General features: G+C 63.7%; 29 protein-coding genes. 12 read left to right on the top strand and 17 right to left on the bottom strand.

Annotation, left to right across the window (positions count from 1 at the left end; genetic code table 11):
- Positions 1-42 precede the first annotated feature (42 nt).
- Both JLZ96_RS14195 and JLZ96_RS14190 read left to right on the top strand, forming a co-directional pair.
- Complete coding sequence (locus JLZ96_RS14195; RefSeq protein WP_268963047.1) at positions 43-1,053, top strand: aldo/keto reductase; 1,011 nt, start codon at positions 43-45, stop codon at positions 1,051-1,053.
- On the top strand, positions 1,040-1,492 hold the full coding sequence (locus tag JLZ96_RS14190; protein ID WP_201010417.1) for a GNAT family N-acetyltransferase: 453 nt from the start codon (positions 1,040-1,042) through the stop codon (positions 1,490-1,492). Before JLZ96_RS14195 ends, JLZ96_RS14190 begins: the two co-directional genes overlap by 14 nt.
- Here JLZ96_RS14190 and JLZ96_RS25245 read toward each other — a convergent pair.
- Positions 1,474-1,665 carry a PLDc N-terminal domain-containing protein gene (locus JLZ96_RS25245; protein WP_032371728.1) on the bottom strand — a complete coding sequence of 64 codons (192 nt, stop codon included), beginning with the start codon at positions 1,663-1,665 and terminating at the stop codon, positions 1,474-1,476. The two genes, JLZ96_RS14190 and JLZ96_RS25245, sit on opposite strands and share 19 nt — an antisense overlap.
- Positions 1,666-1,778: 113 nt before the next feature.
- On the opposite strand from JLZ96_RS25245, the gene JLZ96_RS14180 reads away from it, so the two are divergent.
- Positions 1,779-1,976, top strand: coding sequence for a PLD nuclease N-terminal domain-containing protein (locus tag JLZ96_RS14180; protein WP_032366706.1), 198 nt, complete (start codon positions 1,779-1,781; stop codon positions 1,974-1,976).
- Positions 1,977-1,980: 4 nt separating this feature from the next.
- Here JLZ96_RS14180 and JLZ96_RS14175 read toward each other — a convergent pair whose 3' ends face one another.
- Together JLZ96_RS14175 and JLZ96_RS14170 are read right to left on the bottom strand one after the other, a co-directional pair.
- The gene (locus JLZ96_RS14175) at positions 1,981-2,337 is read right to left on the bottom strand and encodes a hypothetical protein (protein WP_052056619.1); all 357 of its coding nucleotides are present in this window, start codon (positions 2,335-2,337) and stop codon (positions 1,981-1,983) included.
- A gap of 118 nt (positions 2,338-2,455) precedes the next feature.
- Entirely contained in the window at positions 2,456-4,249 is a 1,794-nt protein-coding gene (locus JLZ96_RS14170; protein ID WP_201010416.1) for an HNH endonuclease signature motif containing protein, read from the bottom strand.
- 120 nt (positions 4,250-4,369) lie between these two features.
- Here JLZ96_RS14170 and JLZ96_RS14165 point away from each other — a divergent pair, with 120 nt between their 5' ends.
- The 3 genes from JLZ96_RS14165 (at position 4,370) to JLZ96_RS14155 (ending at position 5,520) form a co-directional block, all read left to right on the top strand.
- Positions 4,370-4,573 carry a hypothetical protein gene (locus JLZ96_RS14165; RefSeq protein WP_201010415.1) on the top strand — a complete coding sequence of 68 codons (204 nt, stop codon included), beginning with the start codon at positions 4,370-4,372 and terminating at the stop codon, positions 4,571-4,573.
- 77 nt (positions 4,574-4,650) lie between these two features.
- Entirely contained in the window at positions 4,651-4,860 is a 210-nt protein-coding gene (locus JLZ96_RS14160) for a hypothetical protein (RefSeq protein ID WP_201010414.1), read from the top strand.
- Between the two features lie 60 nt (positions 4,861-4,920).
- A complete protein-coding gene (locus JLZ96_RS14155; protein ID WP_201010413.1) occupies positions 4,921-5,520 on the top strand; it encodes a hypothetical protein in 600 nt (199 codons plus the stop codon).
- Positions 5,521-5,630: 110 nt separating this feature from the next.
- Here the strand turns inward: JLZ96_RS14155 and JLZ96_RS14150 are convergent, their stop codons facing one another.
- The gene (locus tag JLZ96_RS14150) at positions 5,631-5,996 is read right to left on the bottom strand and encodes a hypothetical protein (RefSeq protein WP_201010412.1); all 366 of its coding nucleotides are present in this window, start codon (positions 5,994-5,996) and stop codon (positions 5,631-5,633) included.
- A gap of 42 nt (positions 5,997-6,038) precedes the next feature.
- Positions 6,039-7,292 carry a formamidase gene (gene fmdA / locus JLZ96_RS14145; RefSeq protein WP_201010411.1) on the bottom strand — a complete coding sequence of 418 codons (1,254 nt, stop codon included), beginning with the start codon at positions 7,290-7,292 and terminating at the stop codon, positions 6,039-6,041.
- A gap of 68 nt (positions 7,293-7,360) precedes the next feature.
- Between fmdA and JLZ96_RS25170 the strand changes: the two genes are divergently transcribed.
- A complete protein-coding gene (locus tag JLZ96_RS25170; RefSeq protein ID WP_308436825.1) occupies positions 7,361-7,720 on the top strand; it encodes an FmdB family zinc ribbon protein in 360 nt (119 codons plus the stop codon).
- A gap of 42 nt (positions 7,721-7,762) precedes the next feature.
- Positions 7,763-8,983, top strand: coding sequence for an FAD-binding domain-containing protein (locus JLZ96_RS14135; RefSeq protein ID WP_201010409.1), 1,221 nt, complete (start codon positions 7,763-7,765; stop codon positions 8,981-8,983).
- On the opposite strand, the gene JLZ96_RS14130 is transcribed toward JLZ96_RS14135, so the two are convergent.
- From JLZ96_RS14130 to JLZ96_RS14120, 3 genes are read right to left on the bottom strand one after another with little or no spacing between them, the layout of a single operon-like run.
- Complete coding sequence (locus JLZ96_RS14130) at positions 8,977-9,756, bottom strand: DUF4097 family beta strand repeat-containing protein (RefSeq protein WP_167326998.1); 780 nt, start codon at positions 9,754-9,756, stop codon at positions 8,977-8,979. The two genes, JLZ96_RS14135 and JLZ96_RS14130, sit on opposite strands and share 7 nt — an antisense overlap.
- Positions 9,753-10,409: a response regulator transcription factor gene (locus JLZ96_RS14125; RefSeq protein WP_201010408.1), complete on the bottom strand. Its 657-nt coding sequence runs from the start codon at positions 10,407-10,409 to the stop codon at positions 9,753-9,755. Before JLZ96_RS14125 ends, JLZ96_RS14130 begins: the two co-directional genes overlap by 4 nt.
- Positions 10,400-11,674 carry a histidine kinase gene (locus JLZ96_RS14120; RefSeq protein WP_201010407.1) on the bottom strand — a complete coding sequence of 425 codons (1,275 nt, stop codon included), beginning with the start codon at positions 11,672-11,674 and terminating at the stop codon, positions 10,400-10,402. Before JLZ96_RS14120 ends, JLZ96_RS14125 begins: the two co-directional genes overlap by 10 nt.
- Before the next feature lie 135 nt (positions 11,675-11,809).
- On the opposite strand from JLZ96_RS14120, the gene JLZ96_RS14115 reads away from it, so the two are divergent.
- Entirely contained in the window at positions 11,810-12,442 is a 633-nt protein-coding gene (locus tag JLZ96_RS14115; protein ID WP_201010406.1) for a hypothetical protein, read from the top strand.
- Between the two features lie 38 nt (positions 12,443-12,480).
- A complete protein-coding gene (locus tag JLZ96_RS14110) occupies positions 12,481-12,663 on the top strand; it encodes a hypothetical protein (protein WP_201010405.1) in 183 nt (60 codons plus the stop codon).
- On the opposite strand, the gene JLZ96_RS14105 is transcribed toward JLZ96_RS14110, so the two are convergent.
- The 4 genes from JLZ96_RS14105 to JLZ96_RS14090 form a co-directional block, all read right to left on the bottom strand.
- The gene (locus JLZ96_RS14105; protein WP_201010404.1) at positions 12,651-13,481 is read right to left on the bottom strand and encodes a MerR family transcriptional regulator; all 831 of its coding nucleotides are present in this window, start codon (positions 13,479-13,481) and stop codon (positions 12,651-12,653) included. The two genes, JLZ96_RS14110 and JLZ96_RS14105, sit on opposite strands and share 13 nt — an antisense overlap.
- Before the next feature lie 101 nt (positions 13,482-13,582).
- Positions 13,583-14,887 (bottom strand): PQQ-binding-like beta-propeller repeat protein, encoded by a 1,305-nt coding sequence (locus tag JLZ96_RS14100; RefSeq protein ID WP_236253969.1) that lies wholly within the window; start codon positions 14,885-14,887, stop codon positions 13,583-13,585.
- A 98-nt stretch (positions 14,888-14,985) separates the two neighbouring features.
- Entirely contained in the window at positions 14,986-16,083 is a 1,098-nt protein-coding gene (locus JLZ96_RS14095) for an SMP-30/gluconolactonase/LRE family protein (RefSeq protein WP_201010403.1), read from the bottom strand.
- A complete protein-coding gene (locus JLZ96_RS14090; protein ID WP_201010402.1) occupies positions 16,080-17,024 on the bottom strand; it encodes a hypothetical protein in 945 nt (314 codons plus the stop codon). Before JLZ96_RS14090 ends, JLZ96_RS14095 begins: the two co-directional genes overlap by 4 nt.
- A gap of 22 nt (positions 17,025-17,046) precedes the next feature.
- On the opposite strand from JLZ96_RS14090, the gene JLZ96_RS14085 reads away from it, so the two are divergent.
- Together JLZ96_RS14085 and JLZ96_RS14080 are read left to right on the top strand one after the other, a co-directional pair.
- Complete coding sequence (locus tag JLZ96_RS14085) at positions 17,047-17,205, top strand: hypothetical protein (RefSeq protein ID WP_176456993.1); 159 nt, start codon at positions 17,047-17,049, stop codon at positions 17,203-17,205.
- Positions 17,206-17,450: 245 nt separating this feature from the next.
- Entirely contained in the window at positions 17,451-18,101 is a 651-nt protein-coding gene (locus tag JLZ96_RS14080; protein ID WP_027494901.1) for a cutinase family protein, read from the top strand.
- A 6-nt stretch (positions 18,102-18,107) separates the two neighbouring features.
- Here the strand turns inward: JLZ96_RS14080 and galK are convergent, their stop codons facing one another.
- The 5 genes from galK to JLZ96_RS14055 form a co-directional block, all read right to left on the bottom strand.
- Positions 18,108-19,331: a galactokinase gene (gene galK / locus JLZ96_RS14075; RefSeq protein WP_201010401.1), complete on the bottom strand. Its 1,224-nt coding sequence runs from the start codon at positions 19,329-19,331 to the stop codon at positions 18,108-18,110.
- Positions 19,271-20,386 carry a galactose-1-phosphate uridylyltransferase gene (gene galT, locus JLZ96_RS14070; RefSeq protein WP_201010743.1) on the bottom strand — a complete coding sequence of 372 codons (1,116 nt, stop codon included), beginning with the start codon at positions 20,384-20,386 and terminating at the stop codon, positions 19,271-19,273. The genes galK and galT overlap by 61 nt, the downstream gene beginning before the upstream one ends.
- Positions 20,387-20,409: 23 nt before the next feature.
- Positions 20,410-21,225: a DeoR/GlpR family DNA-binding transcription regulator gene (locus tag JLZ96_RS14065; protein ID WP_032385313.1), complete on the bottom strand. Its 816-nt coding sequence runs from the start codon at positions 21,223-21,225 to the stop codon at positions 20,410-20,412.
- 89 nt (positions 21,226-21,314) lie between these two features.
- Complete coding sequence (locus JLZ96_RS14060) at positions 21,315-21,590, bottom strand: YrhK family protein (protein WP_032385312.1); 276 nt, start codon at positions 21,588-21,590, stop codon at positions 21,315-21,317.
- A gap of 38 nt (positions 21,591-21,628) precedes the next feature.
- Positions 21,629-22,894, bottom strand: a complete 1,266-nt coding sequence (locus JLZ96_RS14055) for a reverse transcriptase family protein (RefSeq protein ID WP_236253966.1) — start codon at positions 22,892-22,894, stop codon at positions 21,629-21,631.
- Between the last annotated feature and the right edge of the window lie 179 nt (positions 22,895-23,073).

The raw sequence follows: 23,073 nt of genomic DNA, 5'->3' as shown, positions 1-23,073 counted from the left end.
GAGTCCAAGCGACAACGCTTTTACTTCTCTATGGTCGAGTACATGAGCGAACGCACAGTATCCTGGCCACCCCTTGGTCGTTCCGCAGGCTCCACTCCCGCCCGCACACTCTGGAACAACGGCCCCGAGGTGGGTGCCATCGGCTTGGGCTGCATGGGAATGACCTGGGCATACAAGGCAGACGACCAAACGGAGTCCCCCGATCGCGTCATCGGGCACGCCTTGGACTTGGGTGTGAACTTCATCGACACCGCCGATGTGTACGGACCGTTCACCAACGAGGAAGTCGTCGGCGCAGCCATCGGCAGTCGACGCGACGAGGTGGTGCTCGCGACCAAGGGCGGATTGACCTCCCACATCGGCGACGCCGGAGAGCCGGTCACTTCCGGCCCCAACGGCAAGCCCGAGCATCTACGGTCTGCCATCGACGACTCGCTCCGACGGTTGGGCGTCGACCACATCGATCTGTATTACCTGCACCGTCCCGATCCCGAGGTCGACGTCGAAGACAGCATCGGCGCGATGGCCGAGGCCGTGCAGTCCGGAAAGGTTCGCGCACTCGGTGTTTCGGAGTTCACCGTCGAGCAGCTCGATCGGGCTCAGCGGGTGCATCCGATATCCGCTGTGCAGTCGGAGTTGTCGTTGTGGACACGCGACCACCTGGCCACGTCGCTGAAGTGGACGCAAGACAACGGTGCGGTATTCGTGCCGTTCTCGCCGCTGGGCCGCGGCTTCCTGACCGGCAACTTTCGCGGAACAACTCCCGCTGCAGATGATTTCCGAGCTCGGCTGCCACGCTTCAGCCAGGACAACCTCGACGCAAATCTCGTGATCGTCGACGCCATCGCGGCCATCGCCGACGAGCTCGGTGCGACGCCTGCGCAGGTGGCCCTGGCATGGGTGCTGGCGCAGGGAGAGCACGTGGTGCCGATTCCCGGCACTCGCCGCACTTCACGTCTGGACGAGAACGCCGGTGCCGCCTCGCTCACGTTGAGCTCCGAGCACCTCGCCGCACTCGACACGTTGCCCGAGCCCGCTGGTGGCCGGTATTGAGATAGCGCAGGTCGATCCGTCGACGGATCGGTTGTCGGCCGAGAAAATCCTCGCGGTACAGAGGAGTGCGTACGCGGTCGAGGCCGAGCTCATCGGCGACGATCGCATCCCACTACTGCACGAGTCGGTGGATGATCTGTGTGCAGCACAGGTCCACTGGCGCGTCGCGCTTGATCTGGACGAAATCCTCGGTGCCGCAGCGTGGTCCGGATCCGAGATCGACCGTCTGGTGGTGGCTCCGCACGCACATCGCCAGGGCATCGGTCGCGGTTTGGTTACCGCGGCACTGAATTACATTGCCGGAGAACGTGTGCTGGTGGCTACCGGGCGAGACAATGCCCCGGCCCGTCGCCTGTACGAGTCACTCGGCTTCGTGCACAGCCAGAATCAAGAGGTGTTGCCGGGACTGTGGCTGGCCCGCTACGAACTCAACCGTTGATCTGTATCGGGCTTACGCGGGCGAGCGACGAACCATATCAGTGCGCCTGAGATGGGCATCAGCAACACGAGCAGACACCACCAGAACGCGGATCCCCGACGAGCCTGATTGCTCCGAAGAATCGACACCCATGCGACACCGACGAGTAGCAGCCACAACACGATCCCAGCCATCCATGCGAGATCGAACCATAACGGCAGAGCCGGGTTACCGTCAGCATCCATGGTCTTCCGACTCCTTTCACCTCAGGGCAAGACTAGCCACGACGCAGGCATAAGGTGCGACCATGACTTCTGCCGGCGGCGCGATTGCATTGGCTCTCTTCGGCATTGCTCTCGTGTCGATCGTCCGTGACACAGGCTCCAACTGGCTCATCAAGCTGGCATGGGTAGTGGTGACACTGATCCTGCCCATCGTCGGCCCGATCCTGTGGTTCGCAGTCGGGAAGCGCTATCCGTATGGGGTGAACGGCGGCAACAGCTGAGAGTTCAGTGTCCAGTCGCATTGCGTAGGTCGATGTTGATCAGATGGCTTACCTGGTCGCGGAGCCATTCAACCGTCTGCGGGTTGGGGGCGGGTGTGTGGGCCAACAGCGTCCAGCGAAGTCGGGTTGCTGCGGTCAGATCGAACTGCACCAGGATGTCGGGAAGACTCGGCCACGGCGAGCTCCACACCACGCGGTCGAACTCACTACTCTCGACGATGCGCGGCAGAGCGGCACCCTCGAACATCACCGGCCAGGCGAACCCTTGATTCTTCGGATGCACATCTGGGCGCATCAGTGCCTTCCAGACGAAGAAGACCGGCGGCGACAACTCCGCAGTCCTGCTGGCGAGAACCATCATGGGGTCACCGTACGCGGGCGCCGACTCGGGAGCCCTCCTATTTTTCGCGCACGCCGGTGCGGTCGGTCGCGATGTACTGACAACAGACAGAGCTGTGCCCTGACGCTTGTGTGGGTCGTCAGGCGGGTTGTCGTGGTTCTTCGTCGCCGGTGTCGCGGGTGTTGTCGCAGTGGTGGTCGGGTGGGTAGAGGACCTCCTCGGGGTGGTGTGCGTGGTTGATCAGCCCACGGCGTGTGGGGTCCATTCCGGTGGGTGGGTGCCACAGGGTGCGGCCGGGGTAGCGATGTGCGGCTGTGGTTTTGGTGGTGGCCCACTTTCCGGGGCCGGTGCCGACGAGTGCGTGGTGCATGTCGCAGGCGAAGGTGAGGGAGTCGATGTCGGTGGGTCCGCCCTCGACCCAGTCGTCGAGGTGGTGGGCTTGGCACCAGGTCGCGGGGCGGGTGCAGGAGGGGAAGCTGCAGCCGCGGTCGCGGGCGATGAGCACGATGCGTTGGTCGGCGGAGGCGATGCGTTTGGATCGGCCGAGGTAGAGGGCTCTGCCGTTGTCGTCGAAGATGGTGAGGTAGTGGTGGGCGTGCGAAGCCATGCGGATGGCGTCGCGGATCGAGACGCGGGATCCGGTGGCGGTCATGGCGTAGCCGCAGCCTGATTCGAGATCGTTCAAACTCATGGTGACGATGGCGGTGACGGGTAGGCCGCGGTGGGTGCCGAGGGTGCCGGAGGCGAGGGTGTGCCGGAGCGCCATCTTCAGGGCGTCGTGACGGCGTTCGTTCTGGGTGCGTAGATCCCGCGCAGCGGCAGCATCACGTATATCTGCTGCGTCGTCTGAGTCAGTAACACCGTCGGGTGCAGCTGCGTCCTTGGGTGCGGCTGCATCCTTGGGCTCTGTGCCGCAACCACAGTCGTCATCGTCACCGCAGTCGTCATCGTCACCGTAGTCGTCGTCACTGTCGCAGTTCGTCTCATCCCACAAACCCGCATGACTGGACCCGACATCGCCCGGAAGGGGCTCGGGCGTCGGCGTAGTAGCGCTGCCGCTCCCGCCGTTGTCATCACTGCCGGCCTCGTCTTTGTCGTCGTCACGTTCATCCTCGTGGACGATCGATGTCGGGTCTGCAGGATTGTTCACCCCCGGCTTCGCAGCTTTCGAGAACAAGGCCTCGAGGTAGGCCCGTAGCTCCGAGTCGACGCAGAACTTCCCTTCCGACATCCCGTCGGACCCCTGCTCACCGAGGTAGAAGAACGCATCCCGTTTCCGTGGCCTCGGCTTCGCGTTCTTGTCCTCGTCTTCGTTCTCGTCGAAGTCGCCGTCGGGGTCGAGGATCGAATCCAGATGCGCCACCAGTGGCGCGAAGTCGTCGGGCCGCCTCGTCGAGGCGAGACCCACCAACTGCTGTTCGGCGCGATCGCGGGTCTGCGGATCCACACTCGACGGTAGGTGCCGGAAGAATTCGCGGATCATCTGCACGTGCTGGGCATCGAGCAATCCTTCCCGTACCGCAGCAGCGGTGCGCGGCAACAAGGGAGGCAGAACTTCGCCGGACAATGCGGTGCGATCCCCCAACTCCGCGGCCAGACGCACCCGCGCCCCGGCCGCGCGTGGGGTGATCCGCAGCATCCATGCCACCGAACACGGCACCGACCCCGGATAGACATCGAGGCCGTGCTGCGCGATCAGCTCGTTGAGCCAGGTGTGCGAATACGCCGTCACAGACCGCGACACAGTTTCCATGCGTTGGATCACCGCACGCCGGTCGGCATTCGACCACGACACCGACGCCTGCCCCGCCAACTCGGCAACCGCCGACTCCACCGCCTCGACCAACCCAGCCAAGTCGGGATCGGACACGACGGGGGCAGGCGGCACCGTGTCGATGCCGTCCACCCCTGATCCGCCGTCCCCCGAAAGCATGAACAGAATCTACCGCGACCCACCGACACACTTTCGAACGCACGTGCGACAACATAATGACGAATGACCCCGGGCCCCGAACCAGACATCTGCACGGTGACACTGGTGGAGGATGCAAGCATGCTGACGATTCCGAATCGCACCAGCGTAGTCCGTCGCTCGGTGATCGTGGCGGGAAGTCTTCCCCTCGCCTGGTGGTGCCTCAGCTTGGCTGCTGGCGCGCTGGGCATCGGCAACGACGCCATCGGCGACGTCGTGAGCACCTGGAATATCAGTACGGCAGCCGATTGGTCATTCTCATTCCAGCTGCCTTTTTCTCCGTAAACGGAGGCTTCGAGCTTGCCTCCCCCGGCCGTCTTCGTCACGCCCGCTGGTATGCGACCGTTGGATTGGCTCTGGCGATGGCCTTCTACCTGTTGATGGTGCTGAATTCGATCATTGCCATCGTCGGCGATTCAGCCCTTCGCGACCCGGACAGCTGGAGCCCCGAATTGTCCTCGGTGGAGCAGTGGGCGGTTGCGGCACCGTACGCAGCTTTCATCATCCCAACAGGCACAACGCTCGCAGCGCTGTGGACTGGGCGCAGCAGGCAGGCAGGATCCGTCACCTAGCCATCTTTGCTTGCGAGATGGGTCGACCAATCCACACCGGATGTCGGTAGCGTCAGGTTAATGGAATCGAAAACCGATCGGGCGGAATGGTCGGATAACGATCTGCAGCATGATGTCTCGCGGGCCGAATGGCTGAAAGACAACCTCGACGGCGTCGCGAGGACCACGGTGGGCTCACTGGTCCCCACTGTGTTCGACGCCTACGCCCGCATCGCGTATCCCGCTCGCAACGGCATGCCACAACGTACAGCGCCGGCGAAACCCGTTGCAGCCTGGCATGTTCAGCTGATGTCCATCATCGAAGTACTCACTCGAAACACCACAACACCCAATGACTGCTGGTTCGCCGTCTGGGAAGGCAACACCGCACTCGACTACATTCGCGATTCGGCACCGACCACGAACATCGCCGGCTACGACTACTTCCTGTTGAGGCGACCGGTCTCACGTGCAACGGACACCCTCGGCGGGTTGTCGCCGAATCTGTGGTGGCCCAACGACCAGACGTGGTGTGTAGCTCAGCACTTCGACTTCCCCTGTGCCTATATCGGGGGCAGCAGGGATGCCGTTGCGGACCTTCTCGCGCTCACAGAGATCGATTCGTCGCCGGTCCGCGTCGACCAGATCATCACCGTGAACTACGACCAGCACATCGACTGAGATACCTCAACCAGTCGATGCAACGGTCTCGACGACGGATGCCCTCCATCGGACCCCGAGTCCCTCCGGCATTGAATCTCGTCGGTGATACTCGAACTCGCCGTCGTAGGTCAATTGAACGCACCTAGGTGTCGCGTCGCGACCAGTGTCTTGCGTTGCGCGAGAAAGCCGGCCCGATCCAGGATGCGGAGGGTGCCTCGCGGCCGCGTCCGAAAGTCCAACCACAGATACCTGTCCCACACCAGGCAGCCGCGTAACGTCACATCACCGACCAGGCCGCCGTCGCCCATCATCGTGGTGAAGCCGTTCCCGAGATGCGCCACCCACTCCGTCAGACCGTCCACAGTGACAGTCTCGACCCGAGCCGGCACCTCGGCACACATTTGCGCCGGCAGGTCCATCTGGTCGGGTGACGCCCAGTACGTGGTGGGAGAAAACACCGCGCCCACGGCAGGCTCGTCAGGCCACGGTTCCATGTCCTGGAGCATCCACAGTTGCGACATATCAAGCGAACTGAATCAGAACTGCGCCCGAGGTGCTCCCATTCCCGGGTCGATTTGGAACGGACCGCTTCCCGAAGGCGCTATCGGGAAATCGAAGATTGCGGTGGGGATGTACACGGTGGCACAGGAGTTGGGGATGTCGACCACTCCGGACAGGCGTCCTTCGATCGGGGCCGAGCCCAGTAGCAGGTACGCCTGCTCGGGGCTGTATCCGAATTTGGTGAGGTAGTCGATCGCATGCATGCAGGCGTTCTGGTAGGACAGGTCGGAGTCCAGATACTTCTGCTCGCCGTCGACGGTGACCGAAATGCCCGAGAAGGCAATCCATTCCGAGTACTGCGGTGCGGTGTTTCCGGGCATGAAGATCGCGTTTTCACTGACCCCGTACGTGTCCATGCCGCCCTTGATCAGGTCGACGTGCAGGTCCATGAAACCGCCCATTTCGATGGCACCACAGAAGGTGATCTCGCCGTCACCCTGCGAGAAGTGCAAGTCTCCGAACGACAACTTCGCCCCTGGTACGAACACCGGATAGAAGACGCGAGTGCCCTTGGTGAGATTCTTGATGTCTTGATTGCCACCGTTCTCTCGTGGCGGTGCCGTACGTGCGGCTTCGCCTGCGACACGAGAGAACTCGTCGCCGCTCAACGATCCCAAAATTGCCCCGTCGAGTTCGGGTGCTAAAGCCAGCGGCGGAACACGCTGAGGATCCGTGGCAATCAGCGCACCTTCACGGGCGTTCCACTTGGCCAGCAGTGCAGCCGACGGCGCGGTCCCCATCAGGCCGGGATGGGTGATTCCGGTGTACTTCACGTGCGGAACGTGGCGAGATGTGGTGGTCTGGCCGGAAAAGTCCCAGATCGCCTTGTACGCGTCGGGGAATCGATCAGTGAGGAATCCGCCGCCGTTCTGCTTGGCGAAGATCCCCGTGTATCCCCAGCCCTGACCGGCCAGTGGGCCCGAATCTTCCTGCGGGATCGGACCGACGTCGAGGATATCGACGATCAGCAGGTCCCCGGGCTCGGCTCCCTCGATGTGGAACGGCCCGGACAACGTGTGCACGTTGTTGAGCGGCGCATTCAGAATGTCCTCGGCGGAGTCGTCGTTGTGAATGGCCCCGTCGAACCATTCGCGGCAGTGCGCCCGAAACGACGTGCCGGGCTTCACTGTGACCGCGGCCGGTATGTCGGGATGCCATCGGTTGTGACCGACGATCTCCTGTTCGGTGAAACTCTTCGTCGAGTCGAGCGGAAACAGCAGTTCGGGCACGAGGCACCTCCGGTTGCGCGGATTCTCCTGCCTCGATCATTGCACCGTCGTGGTGTATTCGGCCCGGTATGACGTGTAAATGTTGTATGACGTTGCGCCGGAACGCCACTGACACGACACCTCGCGCTACCCTCGTGTGCGTGCCCACCTACAGCTTTCGCTGCACACAGCGTTGCGAACCCGTCGAGCAGAGATTCTCCATGGCCGATGTCCCCTCCCAGGTGACGTGCCCGGAGTGTGGAGAGACAGCTGCACGCCAGATTTCGTCTCCCGCCCTCGGCAGGGGGAACAGCGCTGCGATGAAGGCGCACGACGCCTCGCGCGTCACCGCCGACACACCGACAGTGGTCACTTCCATCCCACAGCAGGGACGGGCGGCTAGCCCGACGACGTCGAACCCGCTCCACCGTCGCCTGCCTCGTCCCTGATTTCGTCGTTTCTCTTTCGTGCCGACGGGGAAGTCCGGGTGCATGTCCCAGCTCCCCGCTCCCCCGTCGATTGCCGACGGTTTCACCACCGAGGACGTCGTTGCCTGGGTTGCCGAGCATCTAGGCGACCTGGTGCTCGAGCGGCCGGACGACATCGCTCCGGGTGCTATTCGCGGGGGCCAATCGGCGGCCGATGCCGCATTGGCGAGCTTGGACATCACCGGTTACGCCCGCGACCGAAGCACGGTTCTCCCAGTGAATCGCCGCGGCGCAAGCCGGATGTCGCCGTACATCCGGCACGGTCTGCTCACTCTCCGTGAGGTGTGGGACGCGGTAGCGGACGCCCCGGCGCGAGACCGCACGCGGTACCGAGACGAACTTATGTGGCAGGAATACGCCCGCCACCTCTATGCCCGCGTCGGAACCGATCTGGGACGATCCCTTCGACGTGAACAACCGCGACCGCACAACTGGACTTCCGAACCCTGGCCCGAAGAGATGAACTGCATGTCCACGGTGGTGGACGAATTGCACAGTGACGGTTGGCTCGTCAACCAAACACGCATGTGGCTGGCATCCCAGTGGGCTGTGCGTGCCGGCGCGACATGGCGCGACGGCGAGGACGAGATGTTCACCCACTTGCTCGACGGCTCACGGGCGGCCAATCGACTGGGTTGGCAATGGACGGTCGGTACCGGAAGCGGCAAGGTGTACGGCTTCAGTCGGTGGCAGGTGAACAAGCGCGCCCCATCGCTGTGCCGCAACTGCGCGCTGAAAGATGCTTGCCCCATCGAGAACTGGCCCGACGACGATCTCGGACCGGCAGTCGACGGCCCGGATCTCAACAAGGCACCGGTGCCCGCGGGCCCCGTGCACATGGAAGGTGATGGTGCAGAACAGGTCTGGCTGACCGCCGAATCGCTCGGCACCACAGACCCCGCCATGGCTGCGAATCCCGAGCGACCTGCTGTCTTCGTGTTCGACGAACCACTCCTGCACAAGCTTCGGCTGTCCGGAAAGCGACTGGTGTTCCTAGCCGAGACTCTCGGCGAGATCGCGTCGACCCGGCCGTTGGAGGTACGCCGCGGCCGAGTAGCCGATGAGCTTTCCGGACGGTCTCTGGCCGCCACCTGGGCACCCGTTCCCGGCTTTTCTCGCATCGCCGACGCCATCGCCCCGGTCGAATTGCATCCATGGCCCTGGCTGACGCGTCCCACCACATCCTCGGTCCGGTCGTTCAGTGCGTGGCGGCGCAGTCACTGACGTGCCCGCACCGTGATTTGCCCTTCCTCGCTGGTGGCGGAGACCGTCTTCGGCGATCTGGGGTCGTTGATCACGTCGACGACGACGTCGCCTTTGTCGGATGCCGCGTCGACGGCATAGAAGTCGGCGGGCGGAAGCCCGATCGTCGTGTCGCCGATCACGTTGCGCGCCTTGACCGATTCCGGTGCAGTACGCGATTCGACGCTGATCTCGCCGAACGTCGTGCTCACATCCACGATGGACGCAGTTGCATCACTGATCTTCACGTCGCCGAACCGTGTGTCGACCCGGATGGCCCCTGCCGATCCACGAGCGAACACCGATCCCGACGCTGTCGAGACGGATACGTCTGCACCGACATCCGACAGCACGACATCACCGCCCGCACCGTTCACCGTGAGGGTCAGACCTGCGGGTATCTGCAATTCGACATCGGCGTCGCACGTCTTGTACCTGCCGTAGGAGCATTCCACAGCCACGCTCGACCCGTCCGCACCGACGTCGATCGTGGGGGCGTCCCCTCGGTAGATCCCGTGCGCTCGAACATGCAGCGAATCATCGGGACTGGGCACGAACTTCAGGTGCGCGAACCCGGTCGTCACCGTCAGCTGTGAGCCGTCGATCGCGTGATCGACCGAGTAGTCGTAGTTCTGAGTCTTCGGGACGGAGAAGCCGAGCGCGATCGCCGCAGTCGTGCCGGCCCCGGCCGCACCGACCACGACGGCCGCGGTGGTGATCGCCAACGTGTAGCGCAACAATGGAATTCGGTTCATCGAATAGCTCCCAGGTATCGTAGGACTGCCATGACCCGGCGGTGATCCGCACTGTCACCGAGCAATCCGAGTTTGGCGAAGATGTTTCCGATGTGCTTCTCGACGGCTGCTTGGCCTACGACAAGAGCGGCAGCGATGCCGGCATTGGACTTACCTTCGGCCATCGCCGTCAGCACATCTCGCTCTCGCGGTGTCAGCGAGTCGAGTGGATCCGATCGTGGGGCACGCGCCAGAATCTGTTGCACAACTTCAGGATCGATGACGGTTCCGCCGTCGGCGACCGTCTTGACCGCGTCGGAGAATTCGTCCACATCGGCGACACGATCCTTCAGCAGATATCCGACGCCGTCCGTGCTCTGCCGAATCAGTTCTGCCGCATACCTTTCCTCCACGTACTGCGAGAGCACCAGTACTCCGACATCGGGCCATCGCTCACGAATGACCAACGCTGCTCGCAGACCTTCGTCGAGAAATGTCGGGGGCATCCGCACGTCGATGACGCAGACGTCGGGCACGGGTTCGGTAGCCGACATCAGCGTCAACAACTGCGCCGCGTCACCTACTTTTCCGATCACATCGGCACCCGAGTCGACCAACAGACGTGCAACACCCTCACGGAGCAATACCGAGTCGTCAGCGATGATCACTCGCACGGGATGGTCACCTCCACTCGTGTCGGGCCGCCGGACGGCGAGGTCACCGTCAGGGTTCCGTCGATTCCGCTGAGCCTGTCGGCCAATCCGGACAATCCGCCGCCCGGCTCGAGATGCGCACCGCCGCAACCGTCGTCGATTACGGTGACGGCGACGGAGGACTCGCCGCGAGCGACGTCGACCTGCACGTTGCCGGCGTGGGCGTGCTTGCCGACATTGGTCAAGGCCTCGGATACCACGAAGTACACCGTCGACTCGGCGGTGGCGTTCAGACGTCGCTCGCCGGTGAGGTCCGGGTCGATGTCGATCGTGACCGGAACCGTCGACAACGCCGCGACCGACGACAGTGCTGCGTCGAGTCCGCGATCGGTCAGGATCGGGGGATGCAATCCGCGCGTCAACGTTCGGATCTCCCCGATCGCGTTCTTCGCCTCCCGATGTGCATCGTCGAGCAAACCCTTCAAGACGACGTCGTCCGTAGCCGACGCGCGAGACTTCGCTTGCCCCAGTGACATTGCCACCGAGACCAGCCGTTGTTGGGCACCGTCGTGCAGGTCTCGTTCGATGCGTCGCCGCTCGGCATCGGCGGCGTCGACGACGCGCGCACGGCTCACGGTCAGCTCGTTCACCCGCTTGCTCGACTCCGACTGCCCGAGAAGTGCTGCGGCGCTCCACCAATCGAGCTTGGCAATCAGGGTCGTCAGTGGCGGAACGCCTGCAACCAGTACCACAAGAGCTGCCACCCCGATCACCGCAACCAGCGGAAAGTCCACTCGTTCGGCTATCTCCAACCCGGTGCCCTCGGGATCGGTGACCAACCACGCGACCGGGGCGGCCGCCAGAACGGGAAGTGCCAGGAACAGCGCAGGCAGCAAGAACAGCAGCGCAGCCGAGATCGGAATACGAATGATCCAGTAGACGAGCGACTTCCACAGCCCGACGTCACGAACACACCACACCAACTTTCGCCAACTGGTCGGATAGACGATGGTGTCCGGTTTCGTGATCTCGATGCCACTGGTCAGGTCGATGCCCGCTCGCGCCGCAATGTCCAGCCAACGAAGGACCACGATCGTGAACACGAAGACGAGCACACCGCTGAGGGCGAACGGCAATGCGAACACCGCGAGCAGGAGCAGACCTACGATCAGCCATCCGCCCAGTCCGGCGAACGTCGTCGCCAACAGCGACGCCATTGCCAACCACCACTGCTGCGAAATCCACGCTCTGAGCGGATTGAGGGGAATCGGTAATGCCTGGTTCATGCGGATGAGCCTAAGTGGGCAGTTGCCGGGGCGTCCTCACTGCGAACCCACGAGGTGAGGTAGGGCCAGCCCTACCGTCGATCAGTAGGTCGATCGTGGTTTCTTCCGCGGTCCGGACGACGAGATTCGACAGTTATGAACCTGAACATCCTCGATGTGGACCGGTTGTCGTCCGTGCCCGTGTGGGTCGTCTTCGCCGTCGTCTTTGCACTGCTGGCATTCGAGTCCGCGTCGCTGCTCGGTCTCTTCACACCAGGAAACAGCGTCCCGATCACACTCGGGGTGCTGACGTCGATCGGTGTCGTGCCGTGGCTGCCCGCCGTCGTCGCCGCGGCGGTGGCGTCGAGCATCGGTGCACAGTGGGCGTTCTGGCACAGTCGCCATACCGACACTGTGTTGGGTCTCGGGCGAGCGGAGTCCGCGCTGCCGGCTGGGGTGATGAGGGTCGTCCTCGGGCTGACCACTCAGGCGCGATCGCGTCCACGCGCCGTCGCCACTGCCGGACACCTCATCGGGGGTATCCGCACCGTCACTCCCCGACTCGTTGCGACCTCCTCACTACGGTGCCGCGAATACGCGGTGCTCAGCCTGCTGGCCGCAGTCGTGTGGGCGGCTGTCTTGGTATCGGCCGGAGCATGGCTGGGCGACCGAACGATCATCAGGACCGCCCTGGGATACGCCTGGATTCCGGCTCTGACGGTGATGGCTGTTACCCAGCTCAGGCGTCGAACACGCTCGTCTTCTCCCGAACTTGTCGGAGCCCGGTGATATCAAGGATGTAGAGGAAACGACAGAAAGGGATTCGCATGTCCGCACGCTTCGATACCTGCAACGGCACACTCGTGATCCACGCGGTCGGTGGTGCGGAGTGCACGGAGCCGGACTGCGTGGACCTCGAGTACGTGCGCCACTTCCTGGTGCTCGAGTGCGAAGAGGTCACCGGCGGCTGCCAGTGCTTCGCGCTCGTCGAGCTCGCTCAGGCGTCCTGACGTCGGACCACCGGCTGCTGCAGTTCGGTGACCCAATTCTCCTGCGACTGCGGCTCGGACACCAGGTAGTACTCACGGCAGATCCCGGAGAGCTCGTAGCCGTTGGCCTCGATCCACGCCGTGAACTGCTCCCAGGTCTCACCGATCGTTGTCATGGAACCGTGGTGAACGGTGGTCACCGCCAGCTCGACGGGCGGAAGCTCACGAACCTCGTAGCCCTCACCGGACACGACCTCCGGCCCCACCTCGAATGCGGCATGCACGGTGATGCCGGTGCCGTCCCCGTCGTCGACGGCCTCGTACATGGCAATGGACGACGGCCCGAACGCCACGCCGTGCCGAGCGAGCATCTGCGCGAGTCGGGCGTACATCGGGCCGATGACCGGGCCGATGTTCTGGGGCCCGAACCCGGCAGCGGTCTCGGTGACGAGAGCAATGCGGGTGCTCGGCAGTGCTTTGGTGTCCACGGTGATCATCGAAATCCCTTCGGTGTCGGAGAGCCGCGCATCGATGCGACGCAGGCGAGCGGCGTCGAGATCGAGTCGACGAGCGACGTCATCGCGCTTGGCGGCGAGCATCTCGCGTAGCCGGTCGACGCTGACCTGGCCGTGCACGATCTGCGTTACCTCGTCGAGCCTGAACCCGAGGTCCTTGAACATGAGAATGCGTCCCAGAACCTCGAACTGCGAACCGTCGTACGAGCGATAGCCCGTGAACGGATCCACCCGTGCAGGAGTCAACAACCCGATCTCGTCGTAATGCCGAAGCATGCGAACCGACACCCGGCCGATCGATGCGAACTCTCCAATGTTGAACATGACTCTCCGAGGTTCTCGTCTCACACAGTGTGAGGGTCAAGCGCAGAGAATCGGGTGAGCGAGGTTTACTGCACCCGATACTTGCGGGTCGGGGATCCCACTCACTTCCACACCGTGAATTGGTTGTCCCACGACCTGGTCATGTGTCCGGTTGCCGTGGAGACCACCACCCGAGCCGGGTCGGCACCTTCGGGCTGTGGGATGGTCCATCCGATCTCTCCGCTGCTGGCGTCGATGGAATGCGTACCCCGATAGTCGCCGAAGACGAAGTTCTTTCCGTCGGTCAGTCCGCCGCGTACCCAGTACGCGTCTTCCCACGGCGTCACCCAACGCTCGGTGCCGTCGTCGATATCGAGACCGGTGAGCGTCTTCGCTTCAGGATCGGTGACGATGACGACGCCGCCGACCACTGCAACCATGGCAGATTGGGCACCGCTGAACTCTGATTGCACCATCGCGGGGTTACGCCAGAGCTCGTCACCGGTGTTCGGGTCGTAGGCTCCGTCGCCGAGAAACATCGGCGACGGTTTCACTGGACTGCTGGGATACATCGACGCTCCGTAGGACGGCCGCGGAATCGCTCGGATCACCGAGCCGTCTGCCGCCAGGAGATTCTGAGTGCCGACGGTTCCCGATTCGCTTCCTATGCTGGAGAGGAACAGGCCGTTCCCGACGCTCTGCACCGAGTCACCCTCGTAGGTGAATCTCTCAGCGCCACTGTCGAGATCGAAGATGGTGTAGATGTATTGCGGAGTGCCGTCACCCCTGGACGTCAACATCACCGACTTTCGATCCGGAGTGACATACACCGAGGAGAAGTCGCCGGACCGCTCGAACGTCCGACGGAAGTCGGACTCGATCGCAGTCGGGGTACCTTTCGTCAACACCGGCGTTCCGTCCAGATTCCCAGAGACGAAGACGGTTTGATCCACGATTCGCGCACCGTTCACATCGAAATCCGTTCCGACGTCCGCGACCAGCGCCCCATCGAACGTGTCGATGGACACCACGCGCCGATCACCCCAGCACGCGAGCAACACCGATTCCAGTTCCGACGCACATTGACTCACCCGCCCGATAGGCGTCTTCCACAGCGGCGCGCCGTCATCCGGGTTCACGCCGACGAGGGTTACGGCTCCTACCTCTGCGCCGCTCGATGGATCCGCACTGGGAAGCGGATACCCGGTCGCACCGATCATCACGCCGTCTCCGCTGAGGAATCCGCCGTAGCCGTAGTACTGGCCGAGGCCGTAGGGCATCGACAGCAGCACGTCGCCGCCGTTGTCCGACAACGTGCGGACGTCTGACGTCCACGCCGGCTCAGGTGGGGTGTCTAGGGACCCAGCAACCATGGCCTGCTCGGCACCCGGCGCGGGCGTATCCGGCTCGTCCGACGCTACCCGCACAGCGATAACGCCGCTCCCACGACCAGCGCCGAACCGAGCGCGATCAACTTCCACCGCTCGTCACGAGTGAGCTCCATCGGCAGACGGTAGCACCGGCTTCAGGCAACTCCCACCGGATAGTGCAGCGGTAGTCCCGTCTCTTCGACACCGAGTTCGAGGATTGCCCATTGATGTGGGTCGATGGCGAGCAGTCCGTGGTTGGAGACGATCAGCGACGTCCCGCGGAATGCGACAGAGGCGGGTGTGGAGTACGGGATGGACCGAGTGATGCTCTCGACGGGTGTGGGCAACGACGCCACCACCGAACGGGTGTCGGGATCGACCACCTCGAGGGCGTTGTACAGCGGATTAGCAATCGGCAGGTAGATGCGCCCGCTGGACCCGATGGCCAAACCGTCACCCTGACTCGCGACCGCCACTGTCTCGAGCTCGCCGGGAGCGCCGTCTGGCATTACCGAAAGACGATGGACGACACCGCGCCCGAACGATTCGACACGCGGAACCAGGGACATGGTCACCACGAAGTTCAGTCGCCCGGCAGCGTCGAACTGCATGCCGTTGACACCGTAGATCGAGGCGAAATCCGCATTCTGATACCAGATCTCGGCCGCCCCACCGCCGGCAGGGACCTTCCAGATGGTGGCCTGATTCAGGTCGCTGACGTACATGGTTCCGTCGGGCGCGAACGTGGCCCAGTTCGGCCAGGCAGGCCGGTCGATGGGCGACGGCTCGCACGCGATGCCCACCGCCCCGGAACAGGTCGGCAGATTCGCAAAGGTCGCGTAGACCGATTGCTTACCGGTCGCCGGATCGATGCGCACTGCTCGTGCACCCGAGTAGTCGAGGGCGTAGACCCTACCGTCGCCGTCCAACGCAATGCCGTTGACGCCGTGTTCGGCGGCCACGCGATCCGTCAACGAGTACGTCGCCAGCAGACGACCGTCGGCGTCCCAATGCCAGACGTCCGCAGACGAATTGGGCCGGTTCGAGCCCGACCAGATGCTGCCGTCCTCAGGATCGACTGCCATTCCCTCGGGCTGGCCGGGCAACGGCACCACGGCGATGTCCCTGGTCTGCCCGTAGTCGAGGGAACCGGCCAGTGGTTCGGCCGCCACCCCGGGAGCGGTCACGACCGCGCCCGAGATGCAGCTTGCCATCACCGTCAGAACGAGAACCCCGATCCGACGTCCGTTCATCGAGGGGTGATGGAACCGAGGAACGAGGTGGTCCAGATTGCCGAATTAGCAGATCCTGCAGCATCGTTCGTCGGAACGAGACCGTTGAGCGTCACCTGGCCACCGGTCAGACCGAGAGCGGGCTGCGGCGGCAGGGTGAAGCCGCAGGACTGCTGCACGGCGCCCGGCTCGATCGGCAGATCGGTACGACGGCACTGCCCGGTGGAGTTGGCAGTCAGCGCAGGCGTGACGCCGTAACTCGTGATGCTCAGCGATGCACCGAAGTCCGGGGACGACGGATTCTGATAACAGATCGACGCCGTGGCTGCGACGTCCGCGGAGGGCTCGGTCGATGCCGCGCCGGTGGCGGCGTCGACGGACACGGCGTGAATCTCCGTGGTGCGCAGGCCACCCGGGCATGCAGGAGTGCTTCCGGTCGACACCGAGTTCACCTCGCGACCGGCGCTGTACTTGACCGAGCCGGTCGGTTGGGGGGTTCCTGCCACGGGTTCCGGCACGGGAGCAGTGCCTTCACCGAGTGTGTAGAGGGTCCACAGCGAGCCGGTGCGTCCGTCCGGCAGACGCAGTGGATTGGCGATCGAGTTGCTGGTAGCAACTCCACCGGTCACACCGGAATCGTTGGGGTTCACGCGCAATACGCAATCGACCGCGGCACGGCCGGGCGAGCCGATCAGGAACTCGAGTCCGCACGGCCCGTTCATCGTCAACTTTCCCAGCCCCGGCGCAGTCAGCACACCCCACTGATCGAGGAAGGCCTGACCGTCGATCGTCGGACCGTCGCACACGTAGATAGGTCCGACGTTCTGGGCGGTGGGATCGGTGAGAAAGCCTGTGGTCGGGTTGTTCTCGAACGTGTACATCCGCGCGTCGAGTCGTTCGACCACGGTCAACGATCGGGGTGAACCGAAGTAGTCATTGCACGCGGCGTTGTCCGCGGCCACGGGCCGCTGCCCACTGTCGACCGTGCGGAAGACGCTGAAGCTACCCGGGCCGTCGTTGATCGACCCCAAGATCGTCGCCGGAGCGGGACTCGGTGCCGCGTTCGCCGAGACCACGGGACACATCGCCACCATTGCCGCCGCCACTACCGCTGTTCGTACCCAACGACTCGTCACTCGATAACCCCCGAAAATTCGGACCAGGCCATTCGCCAGGTCTACGGCACCCCAGCGGTCACCGTAGCGCAACAGGCGTTGAGAAACCAGGCTTGGCAGTGGATTACCGACACATCCCGATACGGCCTCCCGGACCCGCCTCGATAACCGACCGGGCGTCTGTAATCAAATGTTGAACGACCCTGTGAATGCGACGTCGCAGCGGTTATGGTTCGTTTCGATGCTCCTCCCCCGAACCCACAAGGACTCGCCATGAAGAGACGCCTGATCGCCTATTCCATTGCTGCACTTGCTATCTCCGCCACCGCAGTGGCGCTTCCCACCGGAGTGGCGTCGGCCGCGCCGTGTTCGGATGTGGACGTCTCGTTCGCTCGGGGCACCGGTGAACTTCCCGGTCTCGGCATCACGGGTACTCCTTTTGTGAACAGCGTCAAATCGCAACTCTCGGATCGCTCGGTCAGCACGTACGCCGTGAACTACGCCGCCGACTTCACCCAAGCCAGCGCCGGACCCGGATCTCGCGACCTCGTGGCTCATCTCAATTCCGTTGCGGCATCGTGCCCGTCGACGAAATTCGTGATCGGCGGTTACTCGCAGGGGGCGACCGTGGTGACCAACGCAGTGGGTCTGCGCACTCCCAGCAGCTTCACCGGTGCCGTCATCCCGGCCGCGATCGCCGACCGTATCGAGGCCGTTGTGGTGTTCGGCAACCCATTCGGGCTTACCGGCAGGAAGATCGAGACAGCCAGCAGCACATACGGTTCACGCACCAACAGCTTCTGCAACTTCGGCGACCCGGTGTGCCAGATCGGTGGCTTCAACACCTTCGCTCACCTGACCTACGGCACCAACGGCTCGACGACGCAGGGTGCCTCGTTCGCGGCCGCTCAGGTACGCAGCTGAATCGACTCACCGAAATCGGTGCGCGGGCCCCGATGGTTCTGCGGATAGAAAAGTCGGTTCCGGTAGCCCGGATTGCTGTGCGCTCGTACAGATTTCCTCAGCGACTGCATCGACCCGAGCTATCGGAACCAACGCAATGGCAGAACCCCCGAACCCCCCACCAGTCATACGGGCCCCGTATGCCCCGGCTCGCAGCGCAGCATCGACGGCGCTGTCCAGCTCGGGGGAACTGACCTCGTAGTCGTCTCGAAGCGAGACGTGCGACGCCGTCATCAGGTCGCCGAGTTCGGTACCGATGTCACCGCCGTCCAGCAACGCTACTGCCCGCTCGACTCGTCGTATCTCGCTGGTGACGTGACGAACTCGGGGAACGAGAGCCTGATCGACGAGCCCCGATACCGCCCGCTCGGGGTCGAGTCCGCGCAGCGACGACACACCCAGCTCCAGGTAGGCCCGGTCGAGGGCGGCCCGGCGGGCACCGTACTGGCCGTCGACCAGACGGTGCGGAGCGTTGGTGTCGATCACCATGATGCGAGCACCCGACGACGCGACGTCCAGTGGGATCTGGCGGGTCGACCCGTCGAGGCAGTCCAGAAGCAGGGCGTGTCCTCGTTCGGAAAGCATCGCGATGGCTTGATCCATTCCCCCGGTCGACGCGCCGGCCACATCGTTCTCGGCCCGAATGCTGGCGTCGATCAGCACCTTTCGATCGACGTTCAGATCGAACAGATCGCTCAGGGCCAAGGCGAACGAACACTCGAGGGCCGCCGAACTCGACAGGCCCGAGCCCACCGGTACCGAGGAGTGCACGGCAACATCGACTCCGCCTATCCCGTGCTCCTGCAGCGCCCAGGCAACGCCCGCCACGTACGCGGCCCAGCCCGACGGACTTCCCGGTCCGATGTCACCGAGTTGCCCCGTCCACGTCTGGTCGGTATGCGTCGAGACCGCCCGCATCGTGGCATCCTCGCGCCGCCGAACAGCGACTGCAGTGGCGAAGGGCAGCGCGAACGGCAGCACCAGACCACCTGCGTAGTCGATGTGTTCGCCGATCAGATTGACTCGTCCTGGGGCCAACCAGACGCCGTCCGGTTCACCGCCGAACGCGGCGTCGAACAGCTCCGAAGCACCGTCGGCGAGGCTCTGCTCGGACACGACGCTCAACCAGTTCACACCAGCACCTCGCGCAATCTGTCTGCGATTCTCTCGGGAGTCGTGTCGTTGATCCATGCGCCCATCGCCGACTCGGATCCGGCGAGAAACTTCATTCGGCCCGGTGACCGCATCATCGAGAACAGCTGTAGATGAAGACGTCCCAGCTCTCGATCGGATCCGACGGGAGCCTGATGCCACGCCGAGATGTACGGCACCTCGTCCACGCCCTCGAAGAATGCGTCGACGCCCCGCAGCAATGCGCGGTAGACGCCGGCCAGCTCGTCGCGCTCCGCATCGTTCAGTTCGGCAAGATCTGCGACGTCGCGGCGCGGAGCAAGATGCACCTCGAGCGGCCAGCGTGACGCCGCAGGGACGTACGCCACCCAATGCTCGACATCCACGACTATTCGTCGACCCGAGCGCAATTCGGCGGCGAGTACATCGGCCAGCAGAACTCGACCAGTGCTCTCGAAGTGCTTGCGCGACTGCCTGATCAAAGCATCGGTACGAGGAGGAAGGTAGGGGTAGGCGTAAATTTGGCCGTGCGGGTGCGTCAAGGTGACACCGATCTCCTTGCCACGATTCTCGAAGCAGAACACCTGCTTCACTCCATCGATCGCCGAGAGCTCCGTGGTCCGGTCTGCCCACACGTCGATGATCGTTCGGACCCTCGACAGTTCCAGCGAGACGAAAGACGCCTCGGGATCGCTGGCGAAACAGACGACCTCGCACCGACCGGTACCTGCCGCCAACGGCCACAGCGGCTCACCGTCGACCGCTGCCAGAAGAGTCTGTTGTGCAGCACTTCCCGCCAACGACGGGAAACGGTTCTCGAAGACCACGACGTCGTAATCCGAGGCCGGAATCTCGGTCGGCGGCCGGCCCGGACGGCTGGGGGCCAACGGGGACAGGTCGGCGGGAGGCAAGAACGTGCGGTCCATCCGCTGGGCAGCCATGACGATCCACTCGCCGGTAAGCACGTCGAATCTCATCTGCGAGAGCGACATCGAGGGCGGCAGCGGCCGCGAGTCCACGAGCTCCCGGGTGTCACCACCGGAAAGGTAGGGCTCGGTGTCGTCGTAATAGATCAATTCTCGACCGTCGGCCAACGTGGTCGAGGTCTTGCGCATGGGATGGGTGGTGACCTGCATGGTCATCGACTGCTCGCTTCCTGGGTGGTCGGCCGGGGCTCGGCGGGACCGGTTGCGACGACCACGTCGTCGACGATGTCGGTCAGCGCGTCGCGAATACGTTCGGGCACATCGACATCGGTGACGATCACGTCCACCTCCGACAACGCAGCGGTGGTTGCGAGGGCGCGAACACCCCATTTGGTGTGATCAGCGAGGACCGCGACGCGTCGAGCCGAGGCGACGAAGGCCTGATTGGTCTGTGCCTCCAGCAGATTGGGGCAGGTGAGGCCCGCATCGATGTCCACTCCATGCGTGCCGAGAAACAGAATGTCGACGTGCAGCGTCTGCAACGCGCCGACCGCCAACGGACCGACGAGTGCGTACGACGGGGTGCGTTGGCCTCCGGTGAGCAACACGGTGTGGTCTGCTCTGCCGCCGGCATGAAGGACGTCGGCGACGGGCAGGGAGTTGGTCACCACGGTGATGTCGGGTATCCGAAGCAGTTCCCGCGCCAGCGCGTGTGTCGTCGTACCTCCGGAGATGCCGATAGTCGTTCCTGGCCGGATCAATCGTGCGGCGGCGCGGGCAATGGCGGCCTTGGCGTCACGGCTCTGCTCGGACTTAACCGGAAAACCCGGCTCGAACGCGCTCGCGGAACTCGGCGCGGTGATGCCGCCATGCACTCGCTCGACCAGGCCCTGGGCGACCAGCTCATTGACGTCACGTCGAATGGTCATGTCGGACACCGACAGAGCAGTGCCCAACGCGGCCACCGTGACGGCTCCCTCGGACAGCACCCGGTCCAGAATCTTTTGCTGACGTTGATGGGCGAGCATCACACCATCACCAGACCTGATTCCATGCACACAACATTCACCAGATAGCAACAAATGTCAACAAAAGCGAACAGGGTGCGGCGATGTGGTCAGAAGTCGTCGTCGCTCTCGGACGCGGTTCGTGCACGACCGATCCGTGTCAGATGCACCCGTCGCGCCAGTCGAATCACGGGACGGATGAGCAGTTCGATACTCCCCAGCAGGAAGAACCACGTACCGATCACCGTCGTGCTCTCCTGAAAGAAGAGGATGCTGCCGGCGATGAACCAGACCGCAACGAGAATGTCGTTGATGATGCTGACAACTTCCCACCGCTGGCGAATCACCAGTTCCTCGTGCCCGATGGTGAAGGTCAGGTCGTTCATAGCGGCTCCTTCGTAAAACGTCGGTGTACCCAGTCCGACTACCCGGATCCCTCCCAATCGACCCGGGCTGCCATCTCGAGCAGTTTCCGACGGCGTGTCTCGCTGGTCTCGCCGATCCGCGCAATACGTCCGTACACATGGGCGCGAAAGTCGGTCAGATCGTCCCGATTCTGTTGGGCTGCACCGCTACCGATACAGTTGTGCACTAACGCGCGGAGGTTGTCGTACTCCTCTCGCGGAACTGCGGGCCACGCATTGACCACCAGCCCGGTGAGCTGTTGGCGTTGATGAGCGCGCCGCACTCGAGTTTTGTCGGGATGAATCGTGAAGCCCTCGTCGTGCGCGATCTGGGACACCACCCACAGCAACTTGTCGACATCGAGCTCGGCCGGACCGGAGAACGCCAGGTCGTCGGCGTAGCGGGTGTAGCGGGCACCCATGGTGCGGGCGAGCCCGGCAACTCGTATATCAAGTTGGCGGGCAACCAGGTTGGCCAAGGCGGGCGACGTCGGTGCGCCCTGCGGCAAGTGAGTGGTGCGAAGCCTCGCCGCCGTTGCGCGGTCCATGCCCGTCAATTCGCCGGCCGGGGTGACCGTTGTGCACAGCGCGGCAAGATTGGCCGCGACCTTTCTGCGGTAGCCGACAGCCTCGAAGATCGCAACCACGCGATCGAACCCGATGGACGGAAAGAAGCGACGTAAGTCGACCGAGACCACCACCTCACGCTCGGCGTGGGGCGTCGCGAACGTGCGGGGGCTTCGCCCTTTACGAAAACCGTGCGCGGCGGGATGTGGTGGAATTCGATCCAGGATGCGGTGCAGTATCTTTCGCTGAATCTCGCGCAAGCGCGGTTTGGGCACCTCGAGCAGACGGACGCCGTGGCGCTTGTCGAGACGAGCAGATCTATAGTGCTGCAGGGGAAACGGCGCAGTACGCAGCCGACCCTGCAGATCCGCGAACCACTCGATCTCGGAAATGGTCAGATCAAGCGATTGCGCGAGCTGGCCCGTCGTCTCGTAGCGAGGCACCTCGAACCGCCAGGGTACGACGCGACCACGTACCGGCTTTCGCGGCGACTTCGAGGGATCGGCGATCAACGGAAGATCTCGCAGCAGAACGAATATCGACGCCTCGTCGAACGGCGGGCTCGGGTACAGGTCGATGATTCGATCGGCCAACCTCGAGGCCTTGGCCGGTATGAACCGAGAGAACGCCTCCTCGAGCCCCGATTGCGTCCACTCTGCGCCTGCCGCCAGGCGAGCCAGAGTTGCGGCGGCGCGCGGAGACAGTTCGCGGTCGTTCACGTGTGTGGCTCCACCGGATCTGGAGCAAGAGAATGCAGCGACGCGCGGCGACCGAAATCTTTCGTCCTCGGAGCAGTCAAGCACGCGGAGCGTGCCGAGCTGCTTCGGACGCAGTGCTCGATTCTCTTCGTGTACCCAGGGGTTACCCCTGAGACCGGTCCCGCGGACCAACTCTCGCC

The organism is Rhodococcus sp. NKCM2511, assembly GCF_014905595.1.
Lineage (GTDB): Bacteria > Actinomycetota > Actinomycetes > Mycobacteriales > Mycobacteriaceae > Rhodococcoides > Rhodococcoides fascians.
The sequence above is the reverse complement of the archived record's forward strand: the minus strand, read 5'-3'. Positions and strand labels throughout refer to the sequence as shown.

Bases quoted from the DNA above. Each gene is read 5' to 3' on its own strand.
- JLZ96_RS14195 (WP_268963047.1), top strand. From the start codon at position 43: ATGAGCGAACGCACAGTATCCTGGCCACCCCTTGGTCGTTCCGCAGGC.
- JLZ96_RS25245 (WP_032371728.1), bottom strand. From the start codon at position 1,665: ATGGCTGGGATCGTGTTGTGGCTGCTACTCGTCGGTGTCGCATGGGTG.
- JLZ96_RS14180 (WP_032366706.1), top strand. From the start codon at position 1,779: ATGACTTCTGCCGGCGGCGCGATTGCATTGGCTCTCTTCGGCATTGCT.
- JLZ96_RS14175 (WP_052056619.1), bottom strand. From the start codon at position 2,337: ATGATGGTTCTCGCCAGCAGGACTGCGGAGTTGTCGCCGCCGGTCTTC.
- JLZ96_RS14170 (WP_201010416.1), bottom strand. From the start codon at position 4,249: ATGCTTTCGGGGGACGGCGGATCAGGGGTGGACGGCATCGACACGGTG.
- JLZ96_RS14165 (WP_201010415.1), top strand. From the start codon at position 4,370: ATGCTGACGATTCCGAATCGCACCAGCGTAGTCCGTCGCTCGGTGATC.
- JLZ96_RS14160 (WP_201010414.1), top strand. From the start codon at position 4,651: ATGGCCTTCTACCTGTTGATGGTGCTGAATTCGATCATTGCCATCGTC.
- JLZ96_RS14155 (WP_201010413.1), top strand. From the start codon at position 4,921: ATGGAATCGAAAACCGATCGGGCGGAATGGTCGGATAACGATCTGCAG.
- JLZ96_RS14150 (WP_201010412.1), bottom strand. From the start codon at position 5,996: ATGGAACCGTGGCCTGACGAGCCTGCCGTGGGCGCGGTGTTTTCTCCC.
- JLZ96_RS25170 (WP_308436825.1), top strand. From the start codon at position 7,361: ATGACGTGTAAATGTTGTATGACGTTGCGCCGGAACGCCACTGACACG.
- JLZ96_RS14135 (WP_201010409.1), top strand. From the start codon at position 7,763: ATGTCCCAGCTCCCCGCTCCCCCGTCGATTGCCGACGGTTTCACCACC.
- JLZ96_RS14130 (WP_167326998.1), bottom strand. From the start codon at position 9,756: ATGAACCGAATTCCATTGTTGCGCTACACGTTGGCGATCACCACCGCG.
- JLZ96_RS14120 (WP_201010407.1), bottom strand. From the start codon at position 11,674: ATGAACCAGGCATTACCGATTCCCCTCAATCCGCTCAGAGCGTGGATT.
- JLZ96_RS14115 (WP_201010406.1), top strand. From the start codon at position 11,810: ATGAACCTGAACATCCTCGATGTGGACCGGTTGTCGTCCGTGCCCGTG.
- JLZ96_RS14110 (WP_201010405.1), top strand. From the start codon at position 12,481: ATGTCCGCACGCTTCGATACCTGCAACGGCACACTCGTGATCCACGCG.
- JLZ96_RS14105 (WP_201010404.1), bottom strand. From the start codon at position 13,481: ATGTTCAACATTGGAGAGTTCGCATCGATCGGCCGGGTGTCGGTTCGC.
- JLZ96_RS14095 (WP_201010403.1), bottom strand. From the start codon at position 16,083: ATGAACGGACGTCGGATCGGGGTTCTCGTTCTGACGGTGATGGCAAGC.
- JLZ96_RS14080 (WP_027494901.1), top strand. From the start codon at position 17,451: ATGAAGAGACGCCTGATCGCCTATTCCATTGCTGCACTTGCTATCTCC.
- galK (WP_201010401.1), bottom strand. From the start codon at position 19,331: ATGGATCAACGACACGACTCCCGAGAGAATCGCAGACAGATTGCGCGA.
- galT (WP_201010743.1), bottom strand. From the start codon at position 20,386: ATGCGCAAGACCTCGACCACGTTGGCCGACGGTCGAGAATTGATCTAT.
- JLZ96_RS14065 (WP_032385313.1), bottom strand. From the start codon at position 21,225: ATGCTCGCCCATCAACGTCAGCAAAAGATTCTGGACCGGGTGCTGTCC.
- JLZ96_RS14060 (WP_032385312.1), bottom strand. From the start codon at position 21,590: ATGAACGACCTGACCTTCACCATCGGGCACGAGGAACTGGTGATTCGC.